Source organism: Candidatus Binatia bacterium (genome assembly GCA_036563615.1).
Classification (GTDB): Bacteria; Desulfobacterota; Binatia; order UBA12015; family UBA12015; genus DATCMB01.
On sequence record DATCMB010000016.1, the window covers coordinates 120,065 to 144,940 of the forward strand.

23 protein-coding genes are annotated in these 24,876 nt (G+C 72.8%); 11 read left to right on the forward strand and 12 right to left on the reverse strand.

The window, feature by feature from the left end:
* Positions 1 to 80: 80 nt before the first annotated feature.
* Both VIS07_13300 and gndA read right to left on the reverse strand, forming a co-directional pair.
* Positions 81 to 1,385, reverse strand: a complete 1,305-nt coding sequence (locus tag VIS07_13300) for a metallophosphoesterase (GenBank protein ID HEY8516481.1) — start codon at positions 1,383 to 1,385, stop codon at positions 81 to 83.
* Positions 1,386 to 1,460: 75 nt separating this feature from the next.
* Positions 1,461 to 2,969 (reverse strand): NADP-dependent phosphogluconate dehydrogenase, encoded by a 1,509-nt coding sequence (gene gndA, locus VIS07_13305; protein ID HEY8516482.1) that lies wholly within the window; start codon positions 2,967 to 2,969, stop codon positions 1,461 to 1,463.
* A gap of 108 nt (positions 2,970 to 3,077) precedes the next feature.
* Between gndA and VIS07_13310 the strand changes: the two genes are divergently transcribed.
* Positions 3,078 to 3,944 carry an alpha/beta hydrolase gene (locus tag VIS07_13310; protein ID HEY8516483.1) on the forward strand — a complete coding sequence of 289 codons (867 nt, stop codon included), beginning with the start codon at positions 3,078 to 3,080 and terminating at the stop codon, positions 3,942 to 3,944.
* A 40-nt stretch (positions 3,945 to 3,984) separates the two neighbouring features.
* Here the strand turns inward: VIS07_13310 and VIS07_13315 are convergent, their stop codons facing one another.
* The 4 genes from VIS07_13315 to VIS07_13330 form a co-directional block, all read right to left on the reverse strand.
* Entirely contained in the window at positions 3,985 to 4,254 is a 270-nt protein-coding gene (locus VIS07_13315) for a hypothetical protein (protein ID HEY8516484.1), read from the reverse strand.
* A gap of 67 nt (positions 4,255 to 4,321) precedes the next feature.
* Positions 4,322 to 5,830 (reverse strand): hypothetical protein, encoded by a 1,509-nt coding sequence (locus tag VIS07_13320; GenBank protein ID HEY8516485.1) that lies wholly within the window; start codon positions 5,828 to 5,830, stop codon positions 4,322 to 4,324.
* A gap of 143 nt (positions 5,831 to 5,973) precedes the next feature.
* Positions 5,974 to 6,360: an NfeD family protein gene (locus tag VIS07_13325; GenBank protein ID HEY8516486.1), complete on the reverse strand. Its 387-nt coding sequence runs from the start codon at positions 6,358 to 6,360 to the stop codon at positions 5,974 to 5,976.
* A 14-nt stretch (positions 6,361 to 6,374) separates the two neighbouring features.
* Positions 6,375 to 8,024: an AMP-binding protein gene (locus VIS07_13330; GenBank protein ID HEY8516487.1), complete on the reverse strand. Its 1,650-nt coding sequence runs from the start codon at positions 8,022 to 8,024 to the stop codon at positions 6,375 to 6,377.
* Between the two features lie 141 nt (positions 8,025 to 8,165).
* On the opposite strand from VIS07_13330, the gene VIS07_13335 reads away from it, so the two are divergent.
* The 7 genes from VIS07_13335 (at position 8,166) to VIS07_13365 (ending at position 13,612) form a co-directional block, all read left to right on the forward strand.
* Positions 8,166 to 8,900 carry an MBL fold metallo-hydrolase gene (locus VIS07_13335; protein HEY8516488.1) on the forward strand — a complete coding sequence of 245 codons (735 nt, stop codon included), beginning with the start codon at positions 8,166 to 8,168 and terminating at the stop codon, positions 8,898 to 8,900.
* A gap of 52 nt (positions 8,901 to 8,952) precedes the next feature.
* Entirely contained in the window at positions 8,953 to 9,975 is a 1,023-nt protein-coding gene (locus VIS07_13340) for an isocitrate/isopropylmalate family dehydrogenase (GenBank protein ID HEY8516489.1), read from the forward strand.
* Positions 9,976 to 10,039: 64 nt separating this feature from the next.
* Entirely contained in the window at positions 10,040 to 10,744 is a 705-nt protein-coding gene (gene aqpZ, locus VIS07_13345) for an aquaporin Z (protein ID HEY8516490.1), read from the forward strand.
* Positions 10,745 to 10,821: 77 nt separating this feature from the next.
* A complete protein-coding gene (locus tag VIS07_13350) occupies positions 10,822 to 11,223 on the forward strand; it encodes an acyl-CoA dehydrogenase family protein (GenBank protein HEY8516491.1) in 402 nt (133 codons plus the stop codon).
* On the forward strand, positions 11,220 to 12,020 hold the full coding sequence (locus VIS07_13355) for an enoyl-CoA hydratase-related protein (protein HEY8516492.1): 801 nt from the start codon (positions 11,220 to 11,222) through the stop codon (positions 12,018 to 12,020). The genes VIS07_13350 and VIS07_13355 overlap by 4 nt, the downstream gene beginning before the upstream one ends.
* A gap of 212 nt (positions 12,021 to 12,232) precedes the next feature.
* Entirely contained in the window at positions 12,233 to 12,961 is a 729-nt protein-coding gene (locus VIS07_13360; GenBank protein ID HEY8516493.1) for an FKBP-type peptidyl-prolyl cis-trans isomerase, read from the forward strand.
* A gap of 75 nt (positions 12,962 to 13,036) precedes the next feature.
* Positions 13,037 to 13,612, forward strand: a complete 576-nt coding sequence (locus VIS07_13365) for a tRNA-(ms[2]io[6]A)-hydroxylase (protein HEY8516494.1) — start codon at positions 13,037 to 13,039, stop codon at positions 13,610 to 13,612.
* A gap of 37 nt (positions 13,613 to 13,649) precedes the next feature.
* On the opposite strand, the gene VIS07_13370 is transcribed toward VIS07_13365, so the two are convergent.
* The 4 genes from VIS07_13370 to VIS07_13385 form a co-directional block, all read right to left on the reverse strand.
* Positions 13,650 to 15,632 carry a molybdopterin-binding protein gene (locus VIS07_13370; protein HEY8516495.1) on the reverse strand — a complete coding sequence of 661 codons (1,983 nt, stop codon included), beginning with the start codon at positions 15,630 to 15,632 and terminating at the stop codon, positions 13,650 to 13,652.
* 13 nt (positions 15,633 to 15,645) lie between these two features.
* A complete protein-coding gene (locus VIS07_13375; protein ID HEY8516496.1) occupies positions 15,646 to 16,470 on the reverse strand; it encodes a carbon-nitrogen hydrolase family protein in 825 nt (274 codons plus the stop codon).
* Between the two features lie 49 nt (positions 16,471 to 16,519).
* Positions 16,520 to 16,723, reverse strand: coding sequence for a flagellar biosynthesis anti-sigma factor FlgM (locus tag VIS07_13380; protein ID HEY8516497.1), 204 nt, complete (start codon positions 16,721 to 16,723; stop codon positions 16,520 to 16,522).
* Between the two features lie 129 nt (positions 16,724 to 16,852).
* Complete coding sequence (locus tag VIS07_13385) at positions 16,853 to 17,686, reverse strand: FliA/WhiG family RNA polymerase sigma factor (protein ID HEY8516498.1); 834 nt, start codon at positions 17,684 to 17,686, stop codon at positions 16,853 to 16,855.
* A gap of 540 nt (positions 17,687 to 18,226) precedes the next feature.
* Here VIS07_13385 and VIS07_13390 point away from each other — a divergent pair.
* The gene (locus VIS07_13390) at positions 18,227 to 19,195 is read left to right on the forward strand and encodes an alpha/beta fold hydrolase (protein HEY8516499.1); all 969 of its coding nucleotides are present in this window, start codon (positions 18,227 to 18,229) and stop codon (positions 19,193 to 19,195) included.
* 73 nt (positions 19,196 to 19,268) lie between these two features.
* On the opposite strand, the gene VIS07_13395 is transcribed toward VIS07_13390, so the two are convergent.
* A complete protein-coding gene (locus tag VIS07_13395) occupies positions 19,269 to 20,678 on the reverse strand; it encodes a secreted hydrolase (protein HEY8516500.1) in 1,410 nt (469 codons plus the stop codon).
* 68 nt (positions 20,679 to 20,746) lie between these two features.
* Between VIS07_13395 and VIS07_13400 the strand changes: the two genes are divergently transcribed.
* Entirely contained in the window at positions 20,747 to 21,757 is a 1,011-nt protein-coding gene (locus tag VIS07_13400) for an alcohol dehydrogenase catalytic domain-containing protein (GenBank protein ID HEY8516501.1), read from the forward strand.
* Between the two features lie 112 nt (positions 21,758 to 21,869).
* Here the strand turns inward: VIS07_13400 and VIS07_13405 are convergent, their stop codons facing one another.
* Positions 21,870 to 22,784, reverse strand: a complete 915-nt coding sequence (locus VIS07_13405) for an LLM class F420-dependent oxidoreductase (GenBank protein HEY8516502.1) — start codon at positions 22,782 to 22,784, stop codon at positions 21,870 to 21,872.
* Between the two features lie 94 nt (positions 22,785 to 22,878).
* Between VIS07_13405 and VIS07_13410 the strand changes: the two genes are divergently transcribed.
* A complete protein-coding gene (locus VIS07_13410; GenBank protein HEY8516503.1) occupies positions 22,879 to 24,870 on the forward strand; it encodes an AMP-binding protein in 1,992 nt (663 codons plus the stop codon).
* Positions 24,871 to 24,876: the final 6 nt, after the last annotated feature.

Here is a 24,876-nt window from a genome sequence, read left to right on the forward strand (position 1 = left end):
AGCGTCGGCGTGCTACGACGGCGCTCGCGGACGGCGCCGCGCGCGGAGGCGCGCTCGTGCACCTCAGGCGCGCGCGCGCTTCAGCCCGCGGCCTGCACGCGCAGGTGCTCTTCCGCCACCACGACCTCGAGGCACGACGCCTCGCCCGGCACGCCGATGCGCAGCGGGAAGCCGTAGAAGCCGGTCCCGCGGTGGACGTAGAGCCGGTTCGGTCCGTGGCCGAAGAGCCCGTGGTCGGGAAACGGCGTGCGTCGCAGCACCGTCCAGTCGAGCCCGAAGCTCACCAGTCCGAGCTGTCCGCCGTGCGTGTGCCCCGACAGCGTCAGATCGACGTCGCCCTTCGGCACGTGCTTGAAGGCGCTCGGGTCGTGCAGCAGCAGGAGCCGCAGGTGTCCGTTGCGCCGCGGGTGGCGCGCGAGGACGTCCTGCAGGTGCTGGCGTCGACCCTTGCCGCGGTAGTCGGCGCCGATGATCTGCACCGGACCGACCGGCGTCTCGACCACCGCCTCCGCGTCAAGCAACAAGCGGACGCCGTTCGCGGCGAGCGCGCGCGCCACCTCCTCGGGCGACTCGTGGTCGTGGTTGCCGAACACCGCGAAGCAGCGTCCGGGCGCGCGCTGCAGCGGCTCGAGCGCTTCCGCGAGCGCGCCCGGCGTGCCGACGCCCTCCATGGTCAGGAAGTCGCCGGTGAGCAGCACCAGGTCGGGGTCGCGGTCGATCAGCGCGTCGATCTGGCGACGCAGCTTCTTGACGGGCTGCCACGGGCCGAGGTGCGGATCCGCGATCTGCACGATGCGCAGCGGACGCCGCTCGAGCGGTCGCGGCGGGCGGCCACGGTAGCGCTGCACCGGCAGCCTCGTCACCTCGTCGGGGCCTTCGTCGGCGATCGTGACGCGCACCACCTCGTCGACGAGGCGGGTCGAGGTGAAGACCGACGCCGCCGCGACCACGATCGGCCAGAGGTCGAACCAGGCGAGGACGTGGAGCACGCTCTCGAGCCCGAGCAGCCACAGCACCACGCGCACCGGCAGCAGCACGAGCAGCCAGAGCCCGGACAGCGCGCCCGCCGCGATGAAGGTCATGCCGGGGATGCTGACCCCGTAGCGAAACGGCGCCGTGCGCAGGCGCGGCCGCACGAGCGCGACCAGGTGCACCGCCGCCGCGGCCATGCAGTACGCGAACGCGAGGTCGAGCCACGGCGCGAGCTGCGCGCCGAGCAGCACGCGCAGACGCGCGTGCACGACGAGCGCGCCGGGTAGCGCGATCGCGAGAAGGATGAACCCGAACGTCGCGTACGCGCGACCGCGCACGCGCCACGCGTAGAGCGGGACGCCGAGCAGGGTCGCGAACGCGAGGATCGGGAAGAGCAGCTCGAGGCCGGACATCGAAGGCCGTTCCATGAAGCCGCGCCGCCGGAAGCGCTGCAAGCCCCGGTCGCCGCGGCCAGCGACGCCGCCTCGTCACACCTCGAGCTGCGGACGCTTCGGATCGGGCCAGTCGACGTGGAACGCCTTGCCGCGCGAGGCGTCGACGCGCTCGTAGGTGTGGGCGCCGAAGTAGTCGCGCTGCGCCTGGATCAGGTTCGCCGGCAGCACCGCGGAGCGGTAGCCGTCGTAGTACGCGAGCGCCGACATGAAGCCCGGCGCCGGGATGCCGGCCTGCGCGGCGAGCGCCACGACCTTGCGCCAGCTCTCCTGTCCGGCCTGCACCTTGCGCTTGAAGAACGGGTCGAGCAGCAGATTGACCAGCCCCTCGTCGCGCGCGTACGCCTCGGTGATCTTCTGCAGGAAGCGCGCGCGGATGATGCAGCCGCCGCGCCAGATCGAAGCGATGCGGCCGAGGTCGAGCTTCCAGCCGTACTCCTGCTCGCCCGCGCGCATCAGCGCGAAGCCCTGCGCGTAGCTGCAGATCTTCGAGCAGTAGAGCGCGTCGCGCACGGCGTCGATCAGCGCCTTCTTGCCGCCGCGGTACGCGAACTTCGGACCGCGCAGCGTCTTGCTGGCCGCGACCCGCTCGTCCTTGAGCGAGCTCATGACGCGCGCGAACACCGCCTCGGTGATCGTCGTCGCCGGCACGCCGGCCTCGAGCGCGTGCGTCGCGGTCCAGCGGCCGGTGCCCTTCTGTCCCGCGCTGTCGAGGATCGCGTCGATCAGGAAGCGCCTGGGCTTCATCGGGTCGCGCTGACGGAGCACCTCGGCGGTGATCTCGATCAGGAACGAGTCGAGGTCGCCCTCGTTCCACTCGGCGAACACGTCGGCGAGCTCCTCGGGGTCGAGGCCGAGCAGCCCGCGCAGCAGCGCGTACGCTTCGGCGATGAGCTGCATGTCGCCGTACTCGATGCCGTTGTGCACCATCTTGACGTAGTGCCCGGCGCCGTCGGGGCCGATGTATGCGGTGCACGGCACGCCGCCCGTGACCGGCTTGCCCGGCGCCGCGCCGGTGAGCGGCTTGCCGGTCTTCTCGTCGACCTTGGCGGCGATCGCGGTCCAGATCGGCTCGATCTCCTGCCACGCCTCGAAGGCGCCGCCCGGCATCAGCGACGGTCCGAAGCGCGCGCCCTCCTCGCCACCCGACACGCCGGAGCCGACGAAGCGGATCCCCTTCGCGGCGAGCTCGCGCTCGCGGCGGATGGTGTCGGTCCACAGCGAGTTGCCGCCGTCGATCAGGATGTCGCCCTTCTCGAGCAGCGGCACGAGCTGCTCGGCGATCGCGTCGACCGCGGGTCCCGCCTTGACCAGCAGCACGATCTTGCGCGGCCGCTCGAGCGCCGCGACCAGCTCCTCGAGCGTCGTGCAGCCGACGATCCCGCCCGGGGTGTCGGGATGCTCGGCGACGAAGCGCTGCATGGTCTCGACGGTGCGGTTGTACACTGCGACCCGGAAGCCGTGGTCGGCCATGTTCAAGACAAGATTCTGACCCATCACGGCGAGGCCGATGAGACCGACGTTCGCGGGTGCGGCGTTCGACATGAAGATGGGAATGCTGGATTTCGGGTGCCGCGGCAAATCGCTCTTTCCCGTCCGCTTCCGGTGCGCGATTTGCCTCGGCTCGGCGGACGACGTAGCGACCGATCCCGCATGACGCAGCCGCGCGATCTGTTCCTCGAGGCGAACCGCCTGCGCCTGCACCTGCTCGAGTGGGACGGTGGAGGCCGCGGGCGTCCGGTCCTGCTGCTGCACGGGTTCCAGGAGCACGCGCACGCCTGGGACCGAACGGCGCCGCTGCTCGCCGCGACGGGTCTGCGCGTGCTCGCGCTCGACATGCGCGGCCACGGCGACTCCGAGTGGATCGGCCGCGGCGGCTACTACCACTTCGCCGACTACGTCGCGGACCTGGCCGCGATCGTGCGCCAGCTCGGCGGACGGGTCACGCTCGTCGGCCACTCGATGGGTGGCAACGCGGCGATCCTCTACGCCGGCACCGAGCCCGAGCGCGTCGGCGGGCTCGTGGTGATCGAGGGCACCGGTCCGCCGGGCGCGACCTTCGACGTCGCCCCCGAGCGCTTCGCGGGCTGGATCGAGGACCTCGAGCGGACCGCGGCGTCCGAGCGCCGTCCGCTGCCGCTCGAGGAAGCCGCGTCACGCCTGCAGCGCTTCTTCCCGCTGCCCGACGACGTCGCGCGCCACATGGCGCTGCACGGCACGCGGCCTGCGGAGAACGGGCTCCGCATCTGGAAGTTCGACCCGCTGCACAAGACGCGCTCGCCACAGCCGTTCTACGAGGAGCAGGCGCGCGCCTTCTGGCGCCGCATCGCGTGCCCGGTGCTCTACGTCGAGGGCGAGCGCGGCATGCTCAGCGCGTCCGAGTCGGAGATCGCGGAGCGCCTGCGCGTGCTGCGCGCCGCGCGCGTGACGATCCCGGACGCCGCGCACCACCCGCACCTCGAGCAGCCCGAGGCGACGGCGCGGGTGCTGCTCGACTTCTTCGCGCGGCTGCCGGGCTGAGCGCGCCGGCGCGCCGTGCTCCGGTCACGGGCGCTCCGCGTCAGCGCGGCCTGCAGGAGCGCTCGACCGGCGGCGTGTTGCCGCAGGCGATCGAGTCGCGCACGCCGCCGGAGATCGTGCCGCAGGCGGTGGTGCGCGCGCTCTGCACCGCCTCCTCCTCGGTCGGCGCCGCGGCCGTCGCGCAGTTGCGCCGTCCGCCGAACTCGATGCACACGTGGCACTCGACCGCGCCGACCTGCGTGCTGAGCCACACCACGAGCGCGACGATGCCGACCAGGAAGACGGCGGTCAGGAGACGGGTGCTCGTCATCGGCGCGGGGTTTTACCATCCCGGGCGGCCCGTGCAGCGCGAGCCCGCGACAGCCGGGGCGCGGGCGTCAATCCAGCGCGATGCGCGTGCGCACCAGCACGACGCTGTACGGATGCCACGTCGAGTAGTTCCAGAAGACGTCGGCGGCGCGCTCGTCGCCCGGCGCCGCGCGCGTCAGCGGATCGATGACGTTCGCGCCGTACAGGCTGCCGCCCGACCGCGGATCGACCGCCTCGATGCATTGCGGACGGATCGGCGGCTCCGGCTGCGGCAGGCAGCCGACCGGCGCCTGGTGGCCGCAGACCAGGTCCTGCGCTGCGTCCTCGTTGGTGAAGATCGGCTCGGGCTCGCTCCACGGACCCCACGGACGCGGCGCGTGGCGCGCGTAGATCGCCCCCGGCACGCTCTGCCCGCGTCCCGAGCGTCGCTCGGGGTCGGCGTAGTCGGTCGTGCTGCCGCCGTAGATCATGAGCCACCGCGAGAGCGGCCCGACCCAGCTCACCGCGACGTGATTGACGGGCTCGAATTCGCCGCCGTAGAGCGGCACGGCGGCGCGCTGGTCCTGCGCGTAGGTCGGGACGTCGCCGTCGAACCCCGCGAGGTAGCGCGGCGCCCACACGATGCGCTCGCCGTCGCGCTCGAAGGGCAGCGGGTGCCAGGCGAAGTACGGCGCGAGCTCGCCGTCGCCCGCGAGGTCGTCGAAGCCCGGACGTCCCCAGATCAGCAGCGCCGCGGTGCCGACCGCATAGTCGTCGCGCCGCGGATCGTCCGGATGGAACGCGCGCACGGTACGCGCGGTGAGGTTCAGGTACTTGTTCGTCAAGAACACCGCGCGCGACACGTATTGCGCGGGACCGACGCGCTCGGCGACGTGCAGGTAGAGCGCCTCGCCGCCGTTGCCGCGACGCGTGCTCGTCGGATCGACGCAGCGCGGCTGGCCCATCACCGTGCCGCAGCTCAGGTCGGCCGCCTGCGGCGACAGCTCGGCCGGACACGGCGCTTCGCTCGCGGACTCCGCCGCCGCGCATGCTTGACCGCCGCCGACGATGAAGATCGCCCACTCGCGCTCGCCGTCCCAGAAGCCGACCACCGGCGTGTTGAGCGGCCCGAGCGGCACCGGCACGCCGTCCCAGCGGTGCAGCACGATGGGCGCGAACGACGTGCCGGCGTCGTCGACGACCCAGGTGATGTCGAGACACTGCTCGTCGGAGATCGACTGCGTCGCGGTGAAGCCGGGCCAGTCGCTCGCGGGCAGGTGCAGCTCGCCGAGCGAGTCGTCGTTGAGCTGGATCGGGCAGACGTCGATCCGCTGCCAGCTGTCGCCGAACAGGATGGGGACGCGTCCGCCCGCGATCTCGTAGGTCCAGCCGAGGTCGGTGCCGAAGACCTCGACCGGCGGCGTCGGTGGGAAGACGGCGTCGGCGAGGTGCCGCGCCGGGACCAGCGCGCACAGCCGCGTCGACTGGTAGCGGGCGACGGCGGCGCCGCCCGTGCCCGGCGCGTCGCTGCAGGCCGCGGCGAGCAGCGCGAGCGCGCCGCTCGCGATCCCGCTGCGCCACCGCCGAGCGCCGGTCATGGCCGTTTCTAGGCCGGACGCACGAGCTCGTTCGAGCCCCTTCGAGCGCGAGCGGGCGGATTTTCTGCTCGAACGGCTCGGGCGCGCCGCAGGCTCCGGCCGAGCTCGGGCTGGCGCACGGACAGGCGCTCGGACGCCGCCCGTCAGGACGGCGCGCGCTCGACGATCAGCGTCAAGCGCTCCGCGCCGCGCACCACGACCTCGGCGCCGGCCGGGATCGGCTTTCCGCTGCCGTCCGCCGCGCGCGCCCGCCAGAGCTCGCCGTTGACCTGCACCTGCCCGTACGGACGCAGCTCCTCGCGCGCGACGCCGCGCCGCCCGACCAGGCGCTCGCCGCCGCTCGGCGACGGCGGCTCGTAGGCGCGGCGCAGAAACGGGTAGAGCACCGCGTCCTTCGCGACCCAGAGCACGAAGACCACGACGCCGATCCAGCCCGGCAGCCCGGTCTCGTCCCAGAACAGCAGCAGCACGACCGCTGCGAGGAGCGCGCCGGGGAGCTGGAGCAGCACGTAGCGCAGCCAGGTCGGCATGGCGCGACTGCGTGTCAGCTTCGCGTGGCGCGCTCGCGCAGCTCGGCGCGCAGCACGAATTTCTTGATCTTGCCCGACGGCGTGCGCGGGAAGTCGTCGAACGCCAGGATCTCCTCGGGCCACTTCTGCTTCGCGATGCCGGCGGCGGCGAGGTGGCGCTGCACCGCGGCGAGGTCGGGGGCCGGCTGCCCGGGCTGCATGCGCAGGCAGGCGCAGGCGTGCTCGCCGAGGCGCGCGTCGGGGGCCGCGACCACCGCGACCTCCGCGACCCCCGGCATGCGCATCAGCAGCTCCTCGACCTCGGCCGCGCTGATGTTCTCACCACCGCGGATGATGATGTCCTTCTTCCGGTCGGTGATCGTCAAGTATCCGTCGGCATCGAGGATGCCGACGTCGCCGGTCGCGTACCAGCCCTCCTCGTCGAGCACGCCCGCGGTCAGCGACGGATCGGTGTAGCCGACGAAGCGGTCGGGACCGCGGCTCTGGATCTCGCCGGGCTGCCCGCGCGGCACCTCGCGTCCCTCCTCGTCGACCAGGCGCAGCTCGACGCCCGGCAGCGCGCGGCCGTCCGTGTACTTGCGCTTGACGGCGGGCTCCTCGTGCTTCGCGCCGGTGGTCGACGGGTGCTCGGTCGAGCCGTAGGAGCGCACGATCGAGATCCCGAGCGCGTCCGCGCGGTCGGCGACCGCCGCCGGCACCGGCGCGCCGCCGAGACCGATCATGGACATGCGCCGCAGGTGCTCGGGTCCGAAGCCCGGCGCGTCGAGCAGGCTCGTCAGGAAGTAGGTCGCGCCGCTGCCGCAGCTCACGTCGGCCTCGACCATCGCGTCGAGGATCGTCGGCACGTCCCACACGTCGATCAGGTGGATCGGCTTGTTCTGGCAGAGCGGCACGAGCAGCCCGGACAGCATGCCGATCGCGTGGCCGACCGGCGCGCCGACGAGCTGCGGCAGCGCGCGCTCGGACTGCATGTCGGCGAGCTGGCGCGTCTCGGCGACGATCGTGTGGTGCGTGTGGATGACGCCCTTCGGGTCGGACGTCGTGCCCGAGGTGAAGCCGACCACGGCCGGCGTCCGCGGCGGGACGCGCGTCGGCGCGGCGAGCGGCTCCGCGTCAAGCAAGTGCGCGAACGACGTCGTGCCGGGTGGTGCTTCGCCGCCGACCACGACCACGGTCTCGAGGTCCGGTAGCTCCTCGCGGAAGCTGCGCAGCGCCGCGAGGTAGTCGCTCTGCCGGAAGCGCGCCGCGGTCACCAGCACCTTGGCGCGCGTGTGGCGCAGGATGTAGCGCACCTCCTTCGGGCCGTAGAAGTGCACGATCGGCACCAGCACCGCGCCGAGCATGCTCGTGCCCCAGAACACCGCGGCCGCTTCCACCCAGTTCGGGAGCTGGAAGGCGACCACGTCGTCGGGCTCGACGCCGCAGGCGCGGAGCCCGCCCGCGACGCGACGCGCGAGCTCGCGCACCTCGCCGATCGTGCCGCGGTACGGATGGGTCTTCGACCAGATCCGCAACTCGAGCGCCGCGTTCGCGCGCAGGCGCTCGTCGACGAAGGCGCCGAGCGTCGTGTCGAGCCAGAGCCCGGAGCCGAGCCAGCGTCGCTCGAGCGCGGCCGGCGGATGGTGCAGCAGCCAGCCCTGCTCCGATCGCGTGACCGTGCTCATCGCGGCACCCTTCCTGCATCGCCGCGGCCCGATCAAGCACCGGCGCCGCACCGACGCAGCCGGCGCGATCGACGAGCGTCGCCGCGCGGGAGTTGTCTCAGCTGCGCGGCGCGTCACAGTGGCCGCGAAAGGAGGTGCGTCGTGGACAGCACCGTCACCGAGATCGCGCGCGGCGTGTACCGCATCTCGGCCTTCCACCGCGGCTTCGGCATCCAGTTCAACCAGTTCCTGGTCGCCGGCGACGAGCCGTTCCTGATGCACACCGGCATGCGCCGCATGTTCGACGTCACGCGGAGCGCGGTGGCGCGCGTCCTCGATCCGGCGTCGCTGCGCTGGATCGGCTTCAGCCACTTCGAGCCCGACGAGTGCGGCGCGCTGAACGAGTGGCTCGCGCTCGCGCCGCGCGCCGAGCCGGTCGCGGGCTTCGTCGGCGCGACCGTCATGCTGAGCGACTTCGCCGACCGTCCGGCGCGCGTGCTCGCCGACGGCGAGGTGCTCAGCACCGGCTCGCACCGGCTGCGCTACCTCGCCACGCCGCACCTGCCGCACGGCTGGGATGCGGGGCTCTACTTCGAGGAGACCGAGGGCGTGCTCTTGTGCTCGGACCTCTTCTTTCATCCCGGCGACCCCGAGCCGCTGACCCGCGGCGACGTCGTGTCGCGGGCGCGGGACTCGATCCGCGAGGGCGCGCAGGGTCCGCTCGCGCACGACATGCCGTACACCGCGTCGACCGACGCGACGCTGCGCCAGCTCGCCGACTTGTCGCCGCGATCGCTCGGGGTGATGCACGGCTCGTCGTTCGAGGGCGACGGCCGCCAGGCGCTCCTCGACCTCGCCGACGTCATCCGCGTGGAGCTCGGCCCCGGACCCGCATGATCTTGACGCGAGCCCCTTCGTTCCAGCGCCCGCGCTCCGCTATTCTCGCGGCATGAGCCAGCATCACGTCGTCCTCATTCCCGGCGACGGCATCGGCCCCGAGGTCTCGGCCGCCGTCCAGGACATCCTCGCCGCTGCGCGCGCGCCGGTCGCGTGGGTCGAGCGCAAGGCGGGTCTCGCCGCGCTCGAGGACGGCGACGACGTGCTCCCGGCGAGCACGCTCGAGGCGATCCGCCAGCACGGCGTCGCGCTCAAGGGTCCGTGCACGACGCCGGTCGGCGGCGGCTTCACCTCGGTCAACGTCAAGCTACGAAAGACGCTCGACCTCTACGCCGCGGTCCGGCCGGTGCGCACGCTCGCAGGCGTCGCGAGCCGCTACGACCACGTCGACATGGTGGTGATCCGCGAGAACACCGAAGGGCTCTACAGCGGCGTCGAGAACGAGGTCACGCCGGGCGTCGTGACGAGCCTCAAGGTCGCGACCGAGGCCGCGTGCCGGCGGATCGCCCGCTACGCCTTCGAGTACGCGCGTCGGCGCGAGCGCAAGAAGGTCACGGTGTTCCACAAGGCGAACATCATGAAGCTCACCGACGGTCTGTTCCTGCGCTGCGCGCGCGAGGAGCACGAGCGCTACCAGGACATCGCGTTCGACGCGATGATCATCGACGCCGGCTGCATGAAGCTCGTGCAGGACCCGAGCCGCTTCGACATCCTGCTGATGGAGAATCTCTACGGCGACGTGGTGAGCGACCTGTGCGCCGGACTGGTCGGTGGGCTCGGCGTCGTCCCGGGTGCGAACATGGGCGACCAGATGGCGGTGTTCGAGGCGGTGCACGGCTCGGCGCCCGACATCGCAGGCAAAGACCTGGCGAACCCGCTCGCGCTGCTGATGTCGGCGGTGATGATGCTGAACCACCTCGCCGAGTCGACCGGCGACCAGGCCTGCCGTCAGGCGGCGCTGCGCATCAAGGCCGCCTACGACCGCGCGCTCGCCGACGGTCAGAAGACGCGCGACATCGGCGGCAGCCTCGGCACCAAGGCGTTCACCGCCGCCGTCATCGAAAGGCTGTCTTGACCTAGCCTCGCAACGGCGCGCATGTGCCGGCATCCGGCCTCGTCGCCGGAAGGAGGGCTGGACCATGGCGCCGATGGCGAATCGGTTCGCGGCGGAGCTGCTCGGCACGTTCTGGCTGACGTTCGGCGGCTGCGGCAGCGCCGTGCTCGCCGCCACGTTCCCGGAGGTCGGGATCGGCTTGGTCGGGGTGTCGCTGGCTTTTGGCTTGACGCTGCTGACGATGGCGTACGCGATCGGGCACGTCTCGGGCTGCCACATCAACCCGGCGGTGTCGGTCGGTCTCGCAGCCGGCGGACGCTTCTCGGCGAGCGAGCTCGCACCGTACATCGTCGCGCAGGTGATCGGCGGCATCCTGGGCGCGGCCGTGCTCTACGTGATCGCGAGCGGCAAGCCGGACTTCGTGCTCGGCGGCTTCGCCGCGAACGGCTACGGCGAGCACTCGCCCGGTGGCTACTCGCTGCTCGCGGCGCTGGTGTGCGAGGTGGTGATGACGTTCTTCTTCCTGCTCGTCATCCTCGGCTCCACCGACGCGCGCGTCCCGGTCGGCTTCGCGGGCCTGCCGATCGGCCTGTCGCTGACGCTGATCCACCTGGTCAGCATCCCGGTGACCAACACCTCGGTGAACCCCGCGCGCAGCACGGGCCCCGCGGTGTTCGTCGGCGGCTGGGCGCTCGAGCAGCTGTGGCTGTTCTGGCTGGCGCCGATCCTCGGCGCCGTGCTCGCCGGACTGTTCTACCGCTGGCTCGGCGGCGCGACGGCGTCCGAATGACGTCCGCGTGACGGACGCGTGAGAGCGACCGCCCGCGCGGCGGTTCCCTTGCCTCTCGACCGCGGTAGAATCGCCGGATGCCGCGCGGCGCGCCGCACGCCTCCCCGCTCGACGCCGCCCGCGCGCTCGCCGGCGAGATCGCGGCGGCGGCGGAGACGATCGAGCGCGAGCGTCGCGTCCCCGAGCCCCTGATCCGCGAGATGGCGCGCGCCGGCCTCTTCCGCATGCTGGTGCCGCGCGAGCTCGGCGGGCTCGAGGTCGAGCCCCGCACGATGGTCGACGCGATCGAGGAGGTCGCGCGCGTGGTCGACGCGATGTACGAGGCCGGCGGCGTCACGTCGATCTACTCCTCGAGCGCGCTGCAGCGCCGCTTCCGCGACGTCCACGTCGTGACCCAGCACATCCTGGTCGCGCCGCCGACCTACGAGCTCGCGGGCCGCGTGCTGCTGGGCCTCCCTGCCGACACGGAGATGCTGTGAGCGACGCTCTGCCGACCTTCACCTCGCTGAAGACCGAGCGCATCGGCGACGTGCTGCGCGTCACGATCGCCAACCCGCGCAACCCGCTGAACGCCGTCGACGAGCAGCTGCACGAGGAGCTCGCGACGCTGTTCCGCGTGCTGCGTCGCGAGAGCCGCGCGCGCGCCGTGCTGCTGACCGGCGAGGGACGCGCGTTCTCCGCGGGCGGCGACTTCGCCTGGTTTCCGAAGTTCCAGGATCCGGCGACGCTCGAGGCGGTGCGGCGCGACGGCAAGCAGATGATCTGGGACCTGCTCGACGTCGAGCTGCCGATCGTCGCCGCGGTGAACGGGCCGGCGATCGGCCTCGGCGCGTCGATCGCGCTGCTCTGCGACGTGATCTTCGCCGCCGAGAGCGCGACCTTCGCGGATCCGCACGTGCGCGTCGGCATCGTCGCCGGCGACGGCGGCGTCGCGATCTGGCCGCTCGCGCTCGGTCCGGCGCGCGCGAAGCAGTACCTGCTGACCGGCGACGCGGTTCCAGCCGCAGAGGCGGAGCGCATCGGGCTCGTCAACTTCGTCGTGCCGGCCGAGGAGCTGCAGCAGCGCGCGCTCGAGTTCGCGCACCGCCTCGCGGCCGGCGCGCCGCTCGCGGTACGCTACACCAAGCTCGCGGTGAACAAGCTTCTGAAGGACGCGCTCAACGTCGCCTTCGACACCTCGACCGCGCTCGAGCTCGTGACCTTCCGCAGCGAGGACCACCGCGAGGCGCTGGCGGCGCTGCGCGAGAAGCGACCGCCGCGGTTCACCGGCCGCTGACGATGCCGTGCGCGAGCGCTCGCCGTGACGCGACGTCCCGTTTGCGGCCGAGGCGACCCGTATGTGATCCTCGCGTGCTCCGGTCGGCGCTGCCCCGACGCCGCCGGTGCGAACCGATCGAGCTCGGGGCGGACGGACGGCGCGTGTCGCGACCGGCCATGTTTGGGTCTCTCCGAGGCAGGTGCCCGGCGAAGACCGGGAAAGGACGATGTATGCGTAAGCTGATCTCGGCCGGGGCCGCTGCGCTCCTGGCGGTCTTCACCGTCGGCGCGGCGGGCGCGCAGACGCTCGCAACGGACGACCAGAAGACGCTCTATGCGCTCGGCATCGCGCTGTCGCGCAATCTCGCATCCTTCAACTTGACGCCCGACGAGCTGAAGATCGTCGAGGCCGGGCTGCAGGACGGCGTCACGGGCCAGGAGCCGAAGGTCGACATGAACACCTACGGCCCGAAGATCCAGTCCTTCGCGCAGGCGCGCGCGACGGCGACCGCGCAGAAGGAGAAGGACGCGAGCAAGGGCTTCCTCGAGAACGCCGCCAAGGAGAAGGGCGCGCAGAAGCTCCCCTCGGGCGTGATCTACACCGAGACCAAGGCCGGCACGGGCGAGTCGCCGAAGGCCACCGACCGCGTCAAGGTGCACTACCACGGCACGCTCACCGACGGCACGGTGTTCGACAGCTCGGTCGAGCGCGGCGAGCCGGTGACGTTCCCGCTGAACGGCGTCATCCCGTGCTGGACCGAGGGCGTGCAGAAGATGAAGGTCGGCGGCAAGGCGAAGCTGATCTGCCCGTCCGACACCGCTTACGGCGACCGTGGCGCGCCGCCCAAGATCAAGCCGGGCGCGACCCTCGTGTTCGACGTCGAGCTGCTCGACATCGAGGCCGCACCGCCGCCTGCGGCCGGCGGCGCCAGCAAGGCGCCCGGCGCGAAGGCGCAGTAACGAGTTTCAAAACCACCGCGCGACGACCGGGCGGCAGCGTGCTGTCGTCCGGTCGTCGTCGTTTCCTCACGGACGATGTTGAATCTCGCATCGGACACCGACCCGCGCTGGCTCGAGCGCACGCTCGCCAACATCGACGAGGTCCTGCTCGACCACGCGCACTGTGAGAAGAAGGCCGCCTCGACGGCGGTCAGCCTGCTGTTCCGCTACCCCGAGCACGCGAGCCTGCTGCGACCGCTGGCAGACCTCGCCCGCGAGGAGCTCGCGCACTTCACGCTGGTGCTCGGACACATCGAGGCGCGCGGACGTCGCCTCGAGCGGCAGATCCCGAGCCCGTACGCGAGCGAGCTGATGCGCGCGCTGCGTCCCGAGGAGCCGGCGCGCGCGGTCGACACGCTGCTCTGCCTGTCGCTCATCGAGGCACGGAGCTGCGAGCGCATGAAGCTGCTCGCGGGCGCGCTCGACGACCCCGCGCTGCGCGAGCTGTACTCGGGACTGCTCGCGAGCGAGGCGCGCCACCACCAGTGCTACGTCGACCTCGCGACCTCGCTCGCGCCGAGCGCCGAGGTGCGCGCGCGCCTGCGCGAGCTCGCGCGCCACGAGGCGGAGGTGATCGCCCGCGCGCCCGCGATGGCGCGCATGCACTGCTGAGACACGCGCCGGCGGTCGCGCGGCGCCGTGAAGCGCATTAGCTCGCGCGCGACGCGCCGGTGTCGCGCCGGGTGAGCCGCTTCTCCTCGCCCGCGCGCGACGCGTCGCAGCCCGCGACCCGCGCCGCCGCCTCGCGAAACGCGGCGCTGCGGAGCGCCGCGAGCAGCGCCCGCCCGAGATCGCTCGCCGCGAAGTCGGCGCGCAGGACCAGGTCGTAGTCGCGGCGCTCGAGCGGCACGAAGCCGAGTCCGAGCGCCACCGCCGCCGACTCGACGCCGAGCGCCGCGTCGGCGAGCCCGCTCTGCACCGCCGCCGCGGCGGCGAGCGGCGCGAGACCCGACGGCGCGCTCCGCACGTCGGCGCGCTCGAGGTCGGCGCGCGACGTCAAGCTCAGAGGATTCCCCAGCGCGACGACGAGGCCGTGCGCGCGGCTCGCGAGGTGGACGACGACCGCGTCGGCACCGGCGCGCACGGACGCCCCGGGCGGCGCGCCCGCGGCGTCGCCCGCTGCGGGGCGCGGTTCATTGCCCGCGGCGTCGTCCGCCGCCAAGCATGGCTCGTCGACCGCCGCGACGTGCGCCTCGCCGCGCGCGAGCGCGCTCCACGCGTCGTCGCCGAGCGCGGCGCGCGCGAGCTTCGCCTGCGGACGCTCGGCGCGCAGCGCGTCCTCGAGCGCGCCCAGCAGCGGATCGAACGCGCCCGCGACGAGGACCGTCTCGCGCACCTCGGCGAGCGGCCGCAGCAGCTCGACCTCGAGCTCGTCGCCGGCCGCGACCACTTCTGCAGCGGACGGGATGCGCAGCAGGCCATCCGCGCGCGCCATGCCGACGATCGCGCTCGCACCACGGGCGAGCGGGGTTGCGACCAGGCGTCCGCCGACCTCGCCGAGCGCGACGCGCAGCAGCTCCTCGTGCCCGACGCGCGAGGTGAGCGCGCGCGGCACGACGGCGCGCACGCGGACGCGCTCCTCGGGCACCGCGCCGAGCAGGTGCGCGACCAGCGGCTCGAGCAGCTCGCGACACACGACCGCCGCCGACACCGGATAGCCGGGGATGCCGAGCGCGACGCTCGCGCGCGCGCCGCGCTCGCGCGCGACCGCGGCGACGATCGCCGGCTTGCCGGGCATGACCGCGACGCCGCGCACCAGCACCTCGCCGATCTCGCCGAGCGCGAGCGCGGTGAAGTCGCGCTGCCCCGCGGACGAGCCGGCGATCACGCACACGACGTCCGACTCGTGCAGCGCGGGCTCGATCTGCGCGCGGATCGCGGCGAGGTCGTCGCGCGCCGGCGCGAGGCGCAGGGCCGTGCCTCCCCACTCCTCGACGAAGGCCGCGAGCATGCGCGAGTTGAACTCGACGATGCGTCCGGGCGCGCGCGGCTCGCCGGGCTCGATCAGCTCGTCGCCGGTCGGCAGGATCGCGACCACCGGACGCGGCCGCACCGCGACCTCGTCGACGCCCGCCGCGAGCAGCGCGCCGACGTCCCACGGACGGATGCGCCGCCCGCGCGGCAGCAGCGGCTCGCTCGCGACCACGTCCTCGCCGACGAGCCGCACGTGCTGCCAGCGCGGCGCCGCGGCGCGGACGTGCACGACGCGCGCGTCGCGGCCGGACGCCGGCCGCGGACCGCTGGGGTCATTCGCGTCAAGCACAGCATCGACGGTGCGACCCGCGTAGACGCGCTCGATCATCACCACCGCGTCGGCCCACGCAGGCAGCGCGTTGCCGGTGTCGACCCAGGCGAAGGGACGCGCGACCGTATCGGGCGTGCCGAGCTCGAGGTCGACCGGGGTCTCCTCGCTCGCGCCCGCGACGTCGGCGGCGCGCAGCGCGATGCCGTCCATCGCGGCGCCGTGGTAGTGCGGCACCGAAGCGCGCGCGTACACCGGCTCCGCGGTGACGCGTCCGAGCGCGCGCTCGGCGCGGATCGTCTCGGACGAGCTCAGCGGGATCGCCGCGGCGAGCAGCAGGCGGCGCGCTTCCGCGAGAGGCTTGGTCTCCGGATGGTGCTTGCGCGACACGGGCGGTGAACGGTCAAGCGTCGAGCCGCGCGTGCTCGAGGCACGGCATCTCGCGTCGCACGCGCGCGAGGTAGCCGAGGTCGATCTCGGCGGTGATCACGCGCTCGCCGTCCGACGCGCACGCCACCACGGTGCCCCACGGATCGACGATCATGCTGTGCCCGTAGTCGGCGTGGCCCTGCCCGGTCGGGCCGTGCTGGTTCGCGGCGAGCACCCAGCACTGGTTCTCGATCGCGCGGGCGCGCACCAGCACCTCCCAGTGCGCGGCGCCGGTCGGGAAGGTGAACGCGGACGGCACGCAGAGCAGCTCGGCGCCGGCGCGCGCGAGCCGACGGTAGAGCTCCGGGAAGCGCAGGTCGTAGCACACCGAGAGGCCGAGGCGGCCGACCGGCGTGTCGGCGCACACGACCTCCGCGCCGTGTCCGCGCCGCGCGGACTCGCGCACCTCGACCCGCCCCGGGATCGAGACGTCGAACAGGTGCATCTTGCGGTAGACCGCGAGCCGGCTGCCGTCGGGTCCGAGCACGACGCTCGTGTTGAACGGCAGCGCGCCGTCCGCGCCGCGCTCGAGGATCGAGCCCGCGACCAGCGTCAAGCGCAGGCGACGCGCGAGCTCGCCCATGCGCGTGAGCGTCGGACCGTCGAGACCTTCGGCTTCCTCGCGGTCGCGCTCGGCCGGGCCGCGCCAGGAGAACGTCTCCGGCAGGACGACCAGCGTCGCACCGGCGCGCGCCGCCGCCTCGATCGCCGCCTCGGCCGCGTCGAGGTTGCGCGCCTTGTCGTCCCCGCTGCGCATCTGCACGCAGGCTGCGACGAAGCGCTCGGGACGCGAGCTCATGCTCCCGGGCTACCGTCGCGGCAGAGGGGGTGCAAGGAGCGCGCGCCGCTCAGCAGGGCGGCGGCTGGTCGCTGCGCTCGAGGTAGCGCAGCATCGCGTCCGCGATCGCCGCCGCGTCGGGTCGGTAGGTGCCGGCCTCCACGGCGGCGGCGAGACGCGCGATGCGCTCGCGACGTCGCTCGTCGTCATTCCTCGACGGAAACGAGCGCAGCGCGAGCGCGCCCGACCCCTTCGCGCGACGTGCCTCGGACATCGCGGGGTTCGTCGTCGAACCGCGCCCAAATCTTTAGCAGCCCGACGGACCTCCCCCGACGGCGCGGAGAGGGTCCGCGCTCCAGGGCGGTCGGGGCGTGCTGCGCCCCGATCCGCGTGGTTTGGTCGCTCAGTCGAGCGTCAGGTCTTGCTCGTCGGCGGAGAGCATCTGGCGCAGCCGGGCCATCGCTTGGCTGTGCAGCTGCGAGATGCGCCCCTCGGTGAGGTGCAGGGCCTCCGCCATCTCCCGCATGGTCAGGCCCTCGAAGTAGTAGAACGACACGACGATGCGCTCCTTGTCGGGGAGCCTCTCGATCGCCCGCGCCAGGATCTCGACGCGCTCCTTGCGCAGCACCTTGCGCATCGGCCCCTGATCGCCGCCGTCCGGAATGATCTCGTCCGCGGAGAAGCCGTCCTCGCCGCGGCCGAAGCCGAGGTCGCCCGCGGCCACCATCGGCGCGCCGACCGTCGCCACCGTCCGCGCGTACTGGTCGAGCGTCATCTGGAGCTCGGCCGCGACCTCCTCCATGCCCGGCGTGCGGCCGAGACGGCGCTCGAGGCGCAGCGTCGCGTCCTCGACGTCGTGCGACTTCTGGCGCGCGCTGCGCGGCAGCCAGTCGCAGCGCCGCAGGTAGTCGAGGATCGAGCCGCGGATGCGGTACTGCGCGTAGGTCGGGAACGCCGCCTCGCGCTTGCAGTCGTACTTGCGCATCGCGTCGAGCAGGCCGACCACACCCCAGCTGATCAGATCCTCCGCGGCGACCTCGGCGGGCTTGCGCGGCAGCATGCGCTGCACGACCTGGCGCACGAGCGGCAGGTAGGTCCGCACCTCGGCCTCGGAGATCGGCCGCAGAGCCGGCGGCCGGCTCGACGCGCCCTGGCGCTGCACGATCGCCTCGCGCGCCATCGGCTGCGGCCCGCGCCGCTTGGCGGGCGAGGCCTCCGCGCCGCCGTCGTTCGTCACCGTGGGGCGTAGCTCGGCGTCCGCCTGCTCCGTCTTCGTCCGGGTCCGGCCGGCACCCGCCGCCACCGCGCGCGCCGTCGCACCCGTCATCACCCGCTGTCTCGCAGTCCCCGTTGCGCTCATAGGCTTCCTCCCCAAAGCCGGTGGGCGTCGGCGTTACGCGAGAAGCGTTCCACTGGGAGGACGCTCTACGGCACACGAAAAAAACCGCGCTAGAACGCGGAGATAGCGCGGCGGCCCTGACGGTCTATGGCGCTCGCCCTGGCAGAATCCTGGCGGCAGCCGGTCAGACTTTTGACCGGGGTCGGGTTCCCCGACCGCTCTGCGTCCACGTCGAGTGCCGTAACGCGGCACCGCCGCACGCGGGGAGCGCGGAAGGTCTTCGGGTGTTGCCCGCGACCGGCGCGTGCTCTACCTAACCCTCGCCATGTCTTCGGAACGTCGGAAGGAAATCAATAGGCGTCGTCGGCGCCGTGAGCGTGCGCTCAAGGCGCGCAAGCAGGAAGCGATCAAGGCGGCGGCCGCAGCCAAGAAGAAGCGGTGACGCTTTCGCGCCGCGCGCTTGCCGCCGTCGCGCTCGCGCTGCTCGCCGGCCTCGCCGCGAGCTGCAGCGACGGCGACGACGCGCGCAGCGCGCCGCCACTTCCGCCCGAGGCCATCGCGTCCGAGGAGCGCGTCTTCGTCGACGCCTCGCGGCCGACGGCACCGAACGGCAGCTTCCCCGGCGCGCCGGAGCGCACGATCGCGACCCGGCTCTGGTACGCCCCGGAGCAGCCGCGGATGCGGCCGTGCGGTCGTGACGGCTGCGCGCTGGTCGTCCTCGCCCACGGCTTCGGCGGCAGCACGCTGCGCTTCGACGCGATCGCGCGCTACCTCGCGGGACGCGGCTACGTGGTGGCGGCGCCGAGCTTCCCGCTGACCAACGAGGACGCACCGGGCGGCCACCTGACGGCGCTCGGCGACGTGGTCTCGCAGCCGGCCGATCTGTCGTTCGTCATCGACCGCCTGCTCGCGGCGTCGGACGATCCGTCCGATGCGCTCGCGGGACGCATCGACGGCGAGCGCATCGGCGTCGTCGGACACTCGCTCGGCGGCGCGACGGTCGCCGCCCAGACCCGCCTTCCATGCTGCACCGACCCACGCGTCGACGCCGCGGTCGGGGTCGCGGGGCTGGGCTTCGCGGTCAGCGGACTCTTCGGCGGCGAGGAGATCTCGCGCTCGGGTCCGCCGACGCTGTGCATCGCGGGCGGGCAGGATCCGGTCGTGCCGCCGCCGCGGGTGCGCGAGTTCTACGACGCGATCGAGCCGGCGCGCGTGTACGTCGAGCTGCACGCGGCGAACCACGTCGACCTGATCGAGAGCGTCGGCGCGCCGTCGCCGAACCTGCTGCTCGCCGCGCGCGCGATCGAGGGCTTCCTCGCGGCCTACCTCGCGGGCGACGGCGCGCTGCTCGCGACGACGCTCGACGAGCTCGCGGCCGCGGGCGAGACGGTCGCCGCCGACCTCTGAGGGCGCGCCGCCGCGCTCGGGATCCGCGTCGTTCGCGCTCGGGATCCGCGTCACTCGCGTGCGCGGCCCGACGCTAGCGCCGCAGCGACTCGAGCAGCGCCTCGTACACCTCGAAGGCGGTGTCGCGCGCCGGCGCGCCGAGCAGCCCGAGCGCCGGCGCGACCTCGCGCTCGAGGTAGGCGCGCGTCCCCTCGAGATCTTTGCGCGCGAGCAGCACGTCGCACTGCCAGACGCGGTTCGCGAGCGCGCGCGGGCTCACGCCGGCGTGTCCGGTGGCGGGCACGTGGTGCAGCGTCTCGCGCAGCACGTGGACGAGCTCGTGCGGACGGAACCACAGCTTGGTGCGCTCGTGGAAGCCGAAGCCCGACACCGGCCGACCGCCCATCTGGCCGATCAACCGCACCGGTCCGTTCCAGTACTCGATCGGCATCCCGTGCGCGGGGGTCGCGACGTAGGGCTCCGCGGTGACCGACAGATCCCACTCGCGCACGGTGAGGTGGAAGCGATCGGTGAGGAACGCCGTGCCGGGCGCGAGCGGCTTGCGCGGCAGCACGAGGCGCGGGTCGCGCACGAACGACAGGCGCTCGATGCGAAAGTCGGTGGTCGCGCGCACCTCGCCGTCCGGACCCTGCGCGGTGACGCCGCTGTACGGTACCAGACGGTCGCCGCGCTCGGCGTCGAACTGCTGCCAGACGCTCAGGTCCCAGCCGTTGTCGAGGTGCAGCACGCGCCACTCGTGACGGTGGCGGCTGTTGAGCCGATCGGTGTAGCGGCCGAAGTGCTCGCGCGCGAACTGCCGGTCGATCCAGCCGACGTCGCCCTGCACCTCGTCCTCGAAGTCGCCCCAGCGCACGCGGCCGCGCACCGCGAGGCCGGTCTGGAAGTACGAGAACGTGCCGAGCTGCATGCAGCACGTCTTGACGCCGCGCAGCTCGTCGCCGCCGACCGGCGCGGGCGGCTTCGCGACCTCGACGTCGAGCACGGCGCTCATGCGCTGGCCCTGCTGGTCGCGGCCGCGCAGGTCGAGCGCGTAGCTGAACGGCACCGGCGCTCCCGCGGCGTCGCGACGCGTCGTCCAGCGCGCGCGACCTTCACGCGTGTCGAAGCTGAGATCGAGAACACCGCGCGCCATCCGCATGCGGTGCGTGCGCCGAAAGCGCAGCGGGCGCGGGAAGTCGAACTCGGTCGTGGTGCCGTAGCTGCCGTCGTCGAGGTTGAACAGCGAGAAGACGTAGAAGTCGGCGCGCACCGTGGTGAAGGCGACCGGCACGCGCGACGCCGCGAAGATCGCGAGCAGCGCGAGGCGTCGTCCGCTGCGCAGGCCGCGTAGCTCCGTCTCGATGAACCAGGTGTTGACCGCCGTGCCCTGGTCGCCCTCGGCGGCGGGAAAGGTGAACCAGGTCTCGTCGGCGCCCGGGATGACGTACGGGTAGCGCTTCCACGGCCGGTCGCTCGCCGTGGCATGGTAGAACGGAGTGGTCATCGTGCGGTTCGCGGGACGGCTGGGAGGCGTTGCTGCGTGCGCGGAAGTATGACCGAATCGGACGTTGCATGCGAGCCGTCGTTCTTCGTGAAAGCCGTCTCTCGATCGAGGAGGTGCCCGATCCCACGCCCGCGCCCGGCTACGTCGTGCTCGAGGTCGCGGCGTGCGGCATCTGCGGCACCGATCACAGCATCTACAGAAACCGTCTGCTGCCCGACGGCGCCGTGCTCGGTCACGAGTTCGCCGGCACGGTGGTCGAGGTCGGACGCGACGTCGCGGACTGGGAGCCGGGCGATCGCGCCTGCGTTCTGCCGGTGCCGTTCTGCGGGCGCTGCGAGCTCTGCCAGACCGGCAAGCAAAATCTCTGTCGCAAGGGCCTGTCGAAGACCGTCGGCTGCGGCGGCGACCCCGGCGGGCTCGCGCAGCTCGCCGCAGTGCCGGTGACCTCGCTGCGTCGCCTGCCGAGCAGCGTCGACGGACGGCGTGGCGCGCTGGTCGAGCCGCTCGCGGTCGCGCTGCACGCGGTCAACCTCGGCGACGTCCGCCCGGGAACGCGCATGGGCATCATCGGCCTCGGTCCGCTCGGGCTGTTCGCCGGCATGATCGCGCGCTCCTACGGCGGGCTCACCTTCGGCATGGACGACCGACCGTCGCGCGTCGCCTGCGCGCACGAGCTCGGCCTCGGCGCGTTCACCTCGGACGATCAGGCGGACGAGCGCATCCGCGATCTGACCAACGGCGGGCCCGACGTCGTGATCGAGGCGAGCGGCAAGCCGGAGTCGATCGAGCGCGCGGCGCGTCTCGCGCGCGTCGGCGGGACGGTCGTGATGGTCGCGTCGTACCACGCGCCGGCGGAGATCAAGCCCGGACGCTGGCTCACGCGCGGCATCTCGCTGCTGCCGTCGATCGCCTACACGCCGCAGGAGTTCGACGCGGCGCTCGACCTGATCGCGACGCAGCGGATCGACGTGACGCCGTTCGTCGAGAAGCTGACGCCGATGTCCGAGGCGCCGGCGGTGTTCGAGCGCTTCGAGACGCAGAGCGAGATCATCAAGGTCGTGCTCGACCCGTCGCGCTGAAGCGGTCGCGCGCTCGCGAGCAGGCGCGACCGCTTCCTGACGCGCGTCCCGACGCGCGCGTGCGCTGCGTGGGGCTCGGAGCGCGCAGACGCTCAGCCGCGCGCGTGACCGCTCAGTGGTGCGTGCGCCGCCGCGGCTGGATGTCCGCCGCGGCGGGCAGCAGATCGCGTCCGAGCTGGCGGATCTCCTCCACGGCCTCGGCAGGGGTCATCGAGAACACCATGTGGATCACCTGGTCGACGCCGACCTCGGCGTACGCGCGCAGGCTCTCCACGTCGCGCGCGCCCTTCATGTAGGGCGACACGCTGATCTCGACCGAGTCCGGACGCCGCCCGCGACGCGTCAAGATCGCGCTCAGCTCCTCGATGCGCGGCTTCGCCTCCTCGGGCAGCAGGTCGAAGGCGAACCAGCCGTCGCCCAGGTCGGCGACCCGGCGCAGCGCGCGATCGCTGTGGCCGCCGAACACGATCGGCGGGTGCGGCGTCTGCAGCGGCTTCGGGAACATGCGCACCGGCGGGATGCGCAGCAGATGACCCTGGTGCTCGGAGACGTCGTCCATCCACAGCGACTTCATCGCTGCGAGATACTCGCGGCAGCGCGTCGCGCGATCCTCGAAGTCGGCGCCCAGCGCCTGGAACTCTTCCCGCAGCCAGCCGATGCCGACGCCGAAGTCGATGCGTCCGCCGGACAGCACGTCGCAGTCCGCGACCTGCTTCGCGGTGTAGATCGGCGAGCGCTGCGGCACCAGGCAGACGCCGGTGCCGAGCCGAATGCGCGAGGTCACCGCGGCCGCGAACGAGATCGCGGTGAACGGCTCGAGCATGCCGATGCCGCCCGGGATCGGCAGCTTGCCGTCCGGCGAGTAGGGGTACTTCGACTCGAAGTCGTCGAACAGCACGACGTGCTCGGGGAACCACATCGAGTGGAAGCCCGCCTCGTCCGCCGCCCGCGCCGCGGCGGTCAGGTACTCGCGCAGGTGACCGGCGTCGCGCCCGCCGACCACGGGCAGGAAGAGTCCGATTTTCATGCAGCGAATCTGCCCGATGCCCCGACGGCGCCGCAAGTGCGAGGCGATCCGTGGTCAAGTGCGAGCCGGTCGCGGGTGGTGCTATGGAGCGGACGTGCCCGAGTGGAGCTACCAGCCCGACCCGGCGCGCGCGGCGACGAGCCGCATCGGACGCCTGCTGCGCGCGCACGACCTGCCGCCGACGCCCGACGGCTACGCGGCGCTGCACCGCCTGTCGATCGCCGATCCCGAGCGCTTCTGGCGCACGGTGCTGCGCGATCTCGGCTTCGAGTGGCTCACGCCGTTCTCGCGCGTCCTCGACGCGAGCAAGGGACCGGCGTGGCCGCGCTGGTTCCCGGACGGCCGGATCAACGCGGCGCAGCTGTGCGTCGACCGCTGGCTGCCGGCGCGCCGCGACGCGGTCGCGGTGCTTTGGGAAGGTGACGACGGCGCGCAGCGGCAGATGACCCTCGGCGAGCTCGCGCGCGAGGTCGAGCGCGCGGCGCGCGCGCTGCGCGAGCTCGGCGTCGGACACGGCGACCGCGTCGCGCTCTTCCTGCCGATGCTGCCCGAGACCGTCGCGGCGCTGCTCGCGACGCTGCGCCTCGGCGCGGTCGCGGTGCCCTGCTTCTCCGGCTACGGCGCCGAAGCGGTCGCGACGCGCCTCGCCGACGCGGAAGCGAAGGTGCTCGTCACCGCCGACGCGTTCTTCCGCCGCGGCGCGCGCGTCGCGATGAAGGAGACCGCCGATCGCGCGATCGAGCTCGGCGGCGGCTCGGTGCAGGGCGTGCTCGTCGTGCCGCGCGCGGGCGGCGACCGCAGCGGCGACACGCCGTGGCGCGAGGGACGCGACCGCTGGTGGCCATCCGCGGACGACGCGAGCGATGCGGACGTCGAGATCGTGGCGACGTCGTCCGAGGACCCGGCGCTCATCATGTACACCTCGGGCACCACGGGACGTCCGAAGGGCGTGGTCGCGACGCACGGCGGCTTCCCGCTCAAGATCGCGACCGACATGGCCTACTGCTTCGACGTCGAGGCCGGCGACCGCATGCTCTGGGTCACCGACATCGGCTGGGTGATGGGGCCGTGGGAGATGCTGGGCACGCTGACGCTCGGCGCGAGCATGGTGCTGTTCGAGGGCGTGCCCGACCATCCGCAGCCCGATCGGCTGTGGGAGATGGCCGCGCGTCATCGCGTGACGCACCTCGGGCTCGCGCCGACCGTGATCCGCGCGCTCAAGGAGCACGGCTCCGAGTGGCCCGCGAAGCACGACCTGACGTCGCTGCGCGTGCTCGGCTCGACCGGCGAAGCCTGGAACCCCGAGCCCTACGCCTGGTACGCGCGCGAGATCGGACGCGGCCGCTGCCCGATCGTCAACTACAGCGGCGGAACCGAAATCGGCGGCGGCATCCTCGGCTGCACGGTGCTGCACCCGATCGAGCCATGCGGCTTCTCGGCGCCGATCCTCGGCGTCGACGCCGACGTCGTCGACGAGCACGGCAAGCCCGTGCGCGGCGCGGTCGGCGAGCTGGTCGTGAAGGGGCCGTGGCCCGGCATGACGCAGGGCTTCTGGCGCGACCCGCAGCGCTACGAGGACACCTACTGGACGCGCATCCCCGGCGTCTGGGTGCACGGCGACTGGGCGCGGATCGACGAGCACGGCCAGTGGTTCATCGAGGGACGCTCGGACGACACCATCAAGATCGCCGGCAAGCGCCTCGGTCCGGCGGAGGTCGAGTCGCTGCTGGTCGCACACCCCGACGTCGTCGAGGCGGCGGCGATCGAGGTGCCGCACGAGGTGAAGGGCGGCGCGCTGGTCTGCTTCGTCGTCCTCCAGAAGGGCGTGACGCCGGACGAGAAGCTGCGCGCCGAGCTGCGTCAGCGCGTCGTCGACGGGCTCGGCAAGGCAATGGCGCCCGAGGCGATCAAGTTCGCGGCCGAGCTGCCGAAGACGCGCAACGCGAAGATCATGCGGCGGCTGATCCGCGCCGTATACTTGACGGCGCACGGCGAGTCCGGCGCGGCGGGAGCGCAGCCCGCGCTCGGCGACGTCTCGGCGCTCGACAACGCGAGCGCGCTCGACGCCGTCCGCTCCGCGACCTGAGGTCCG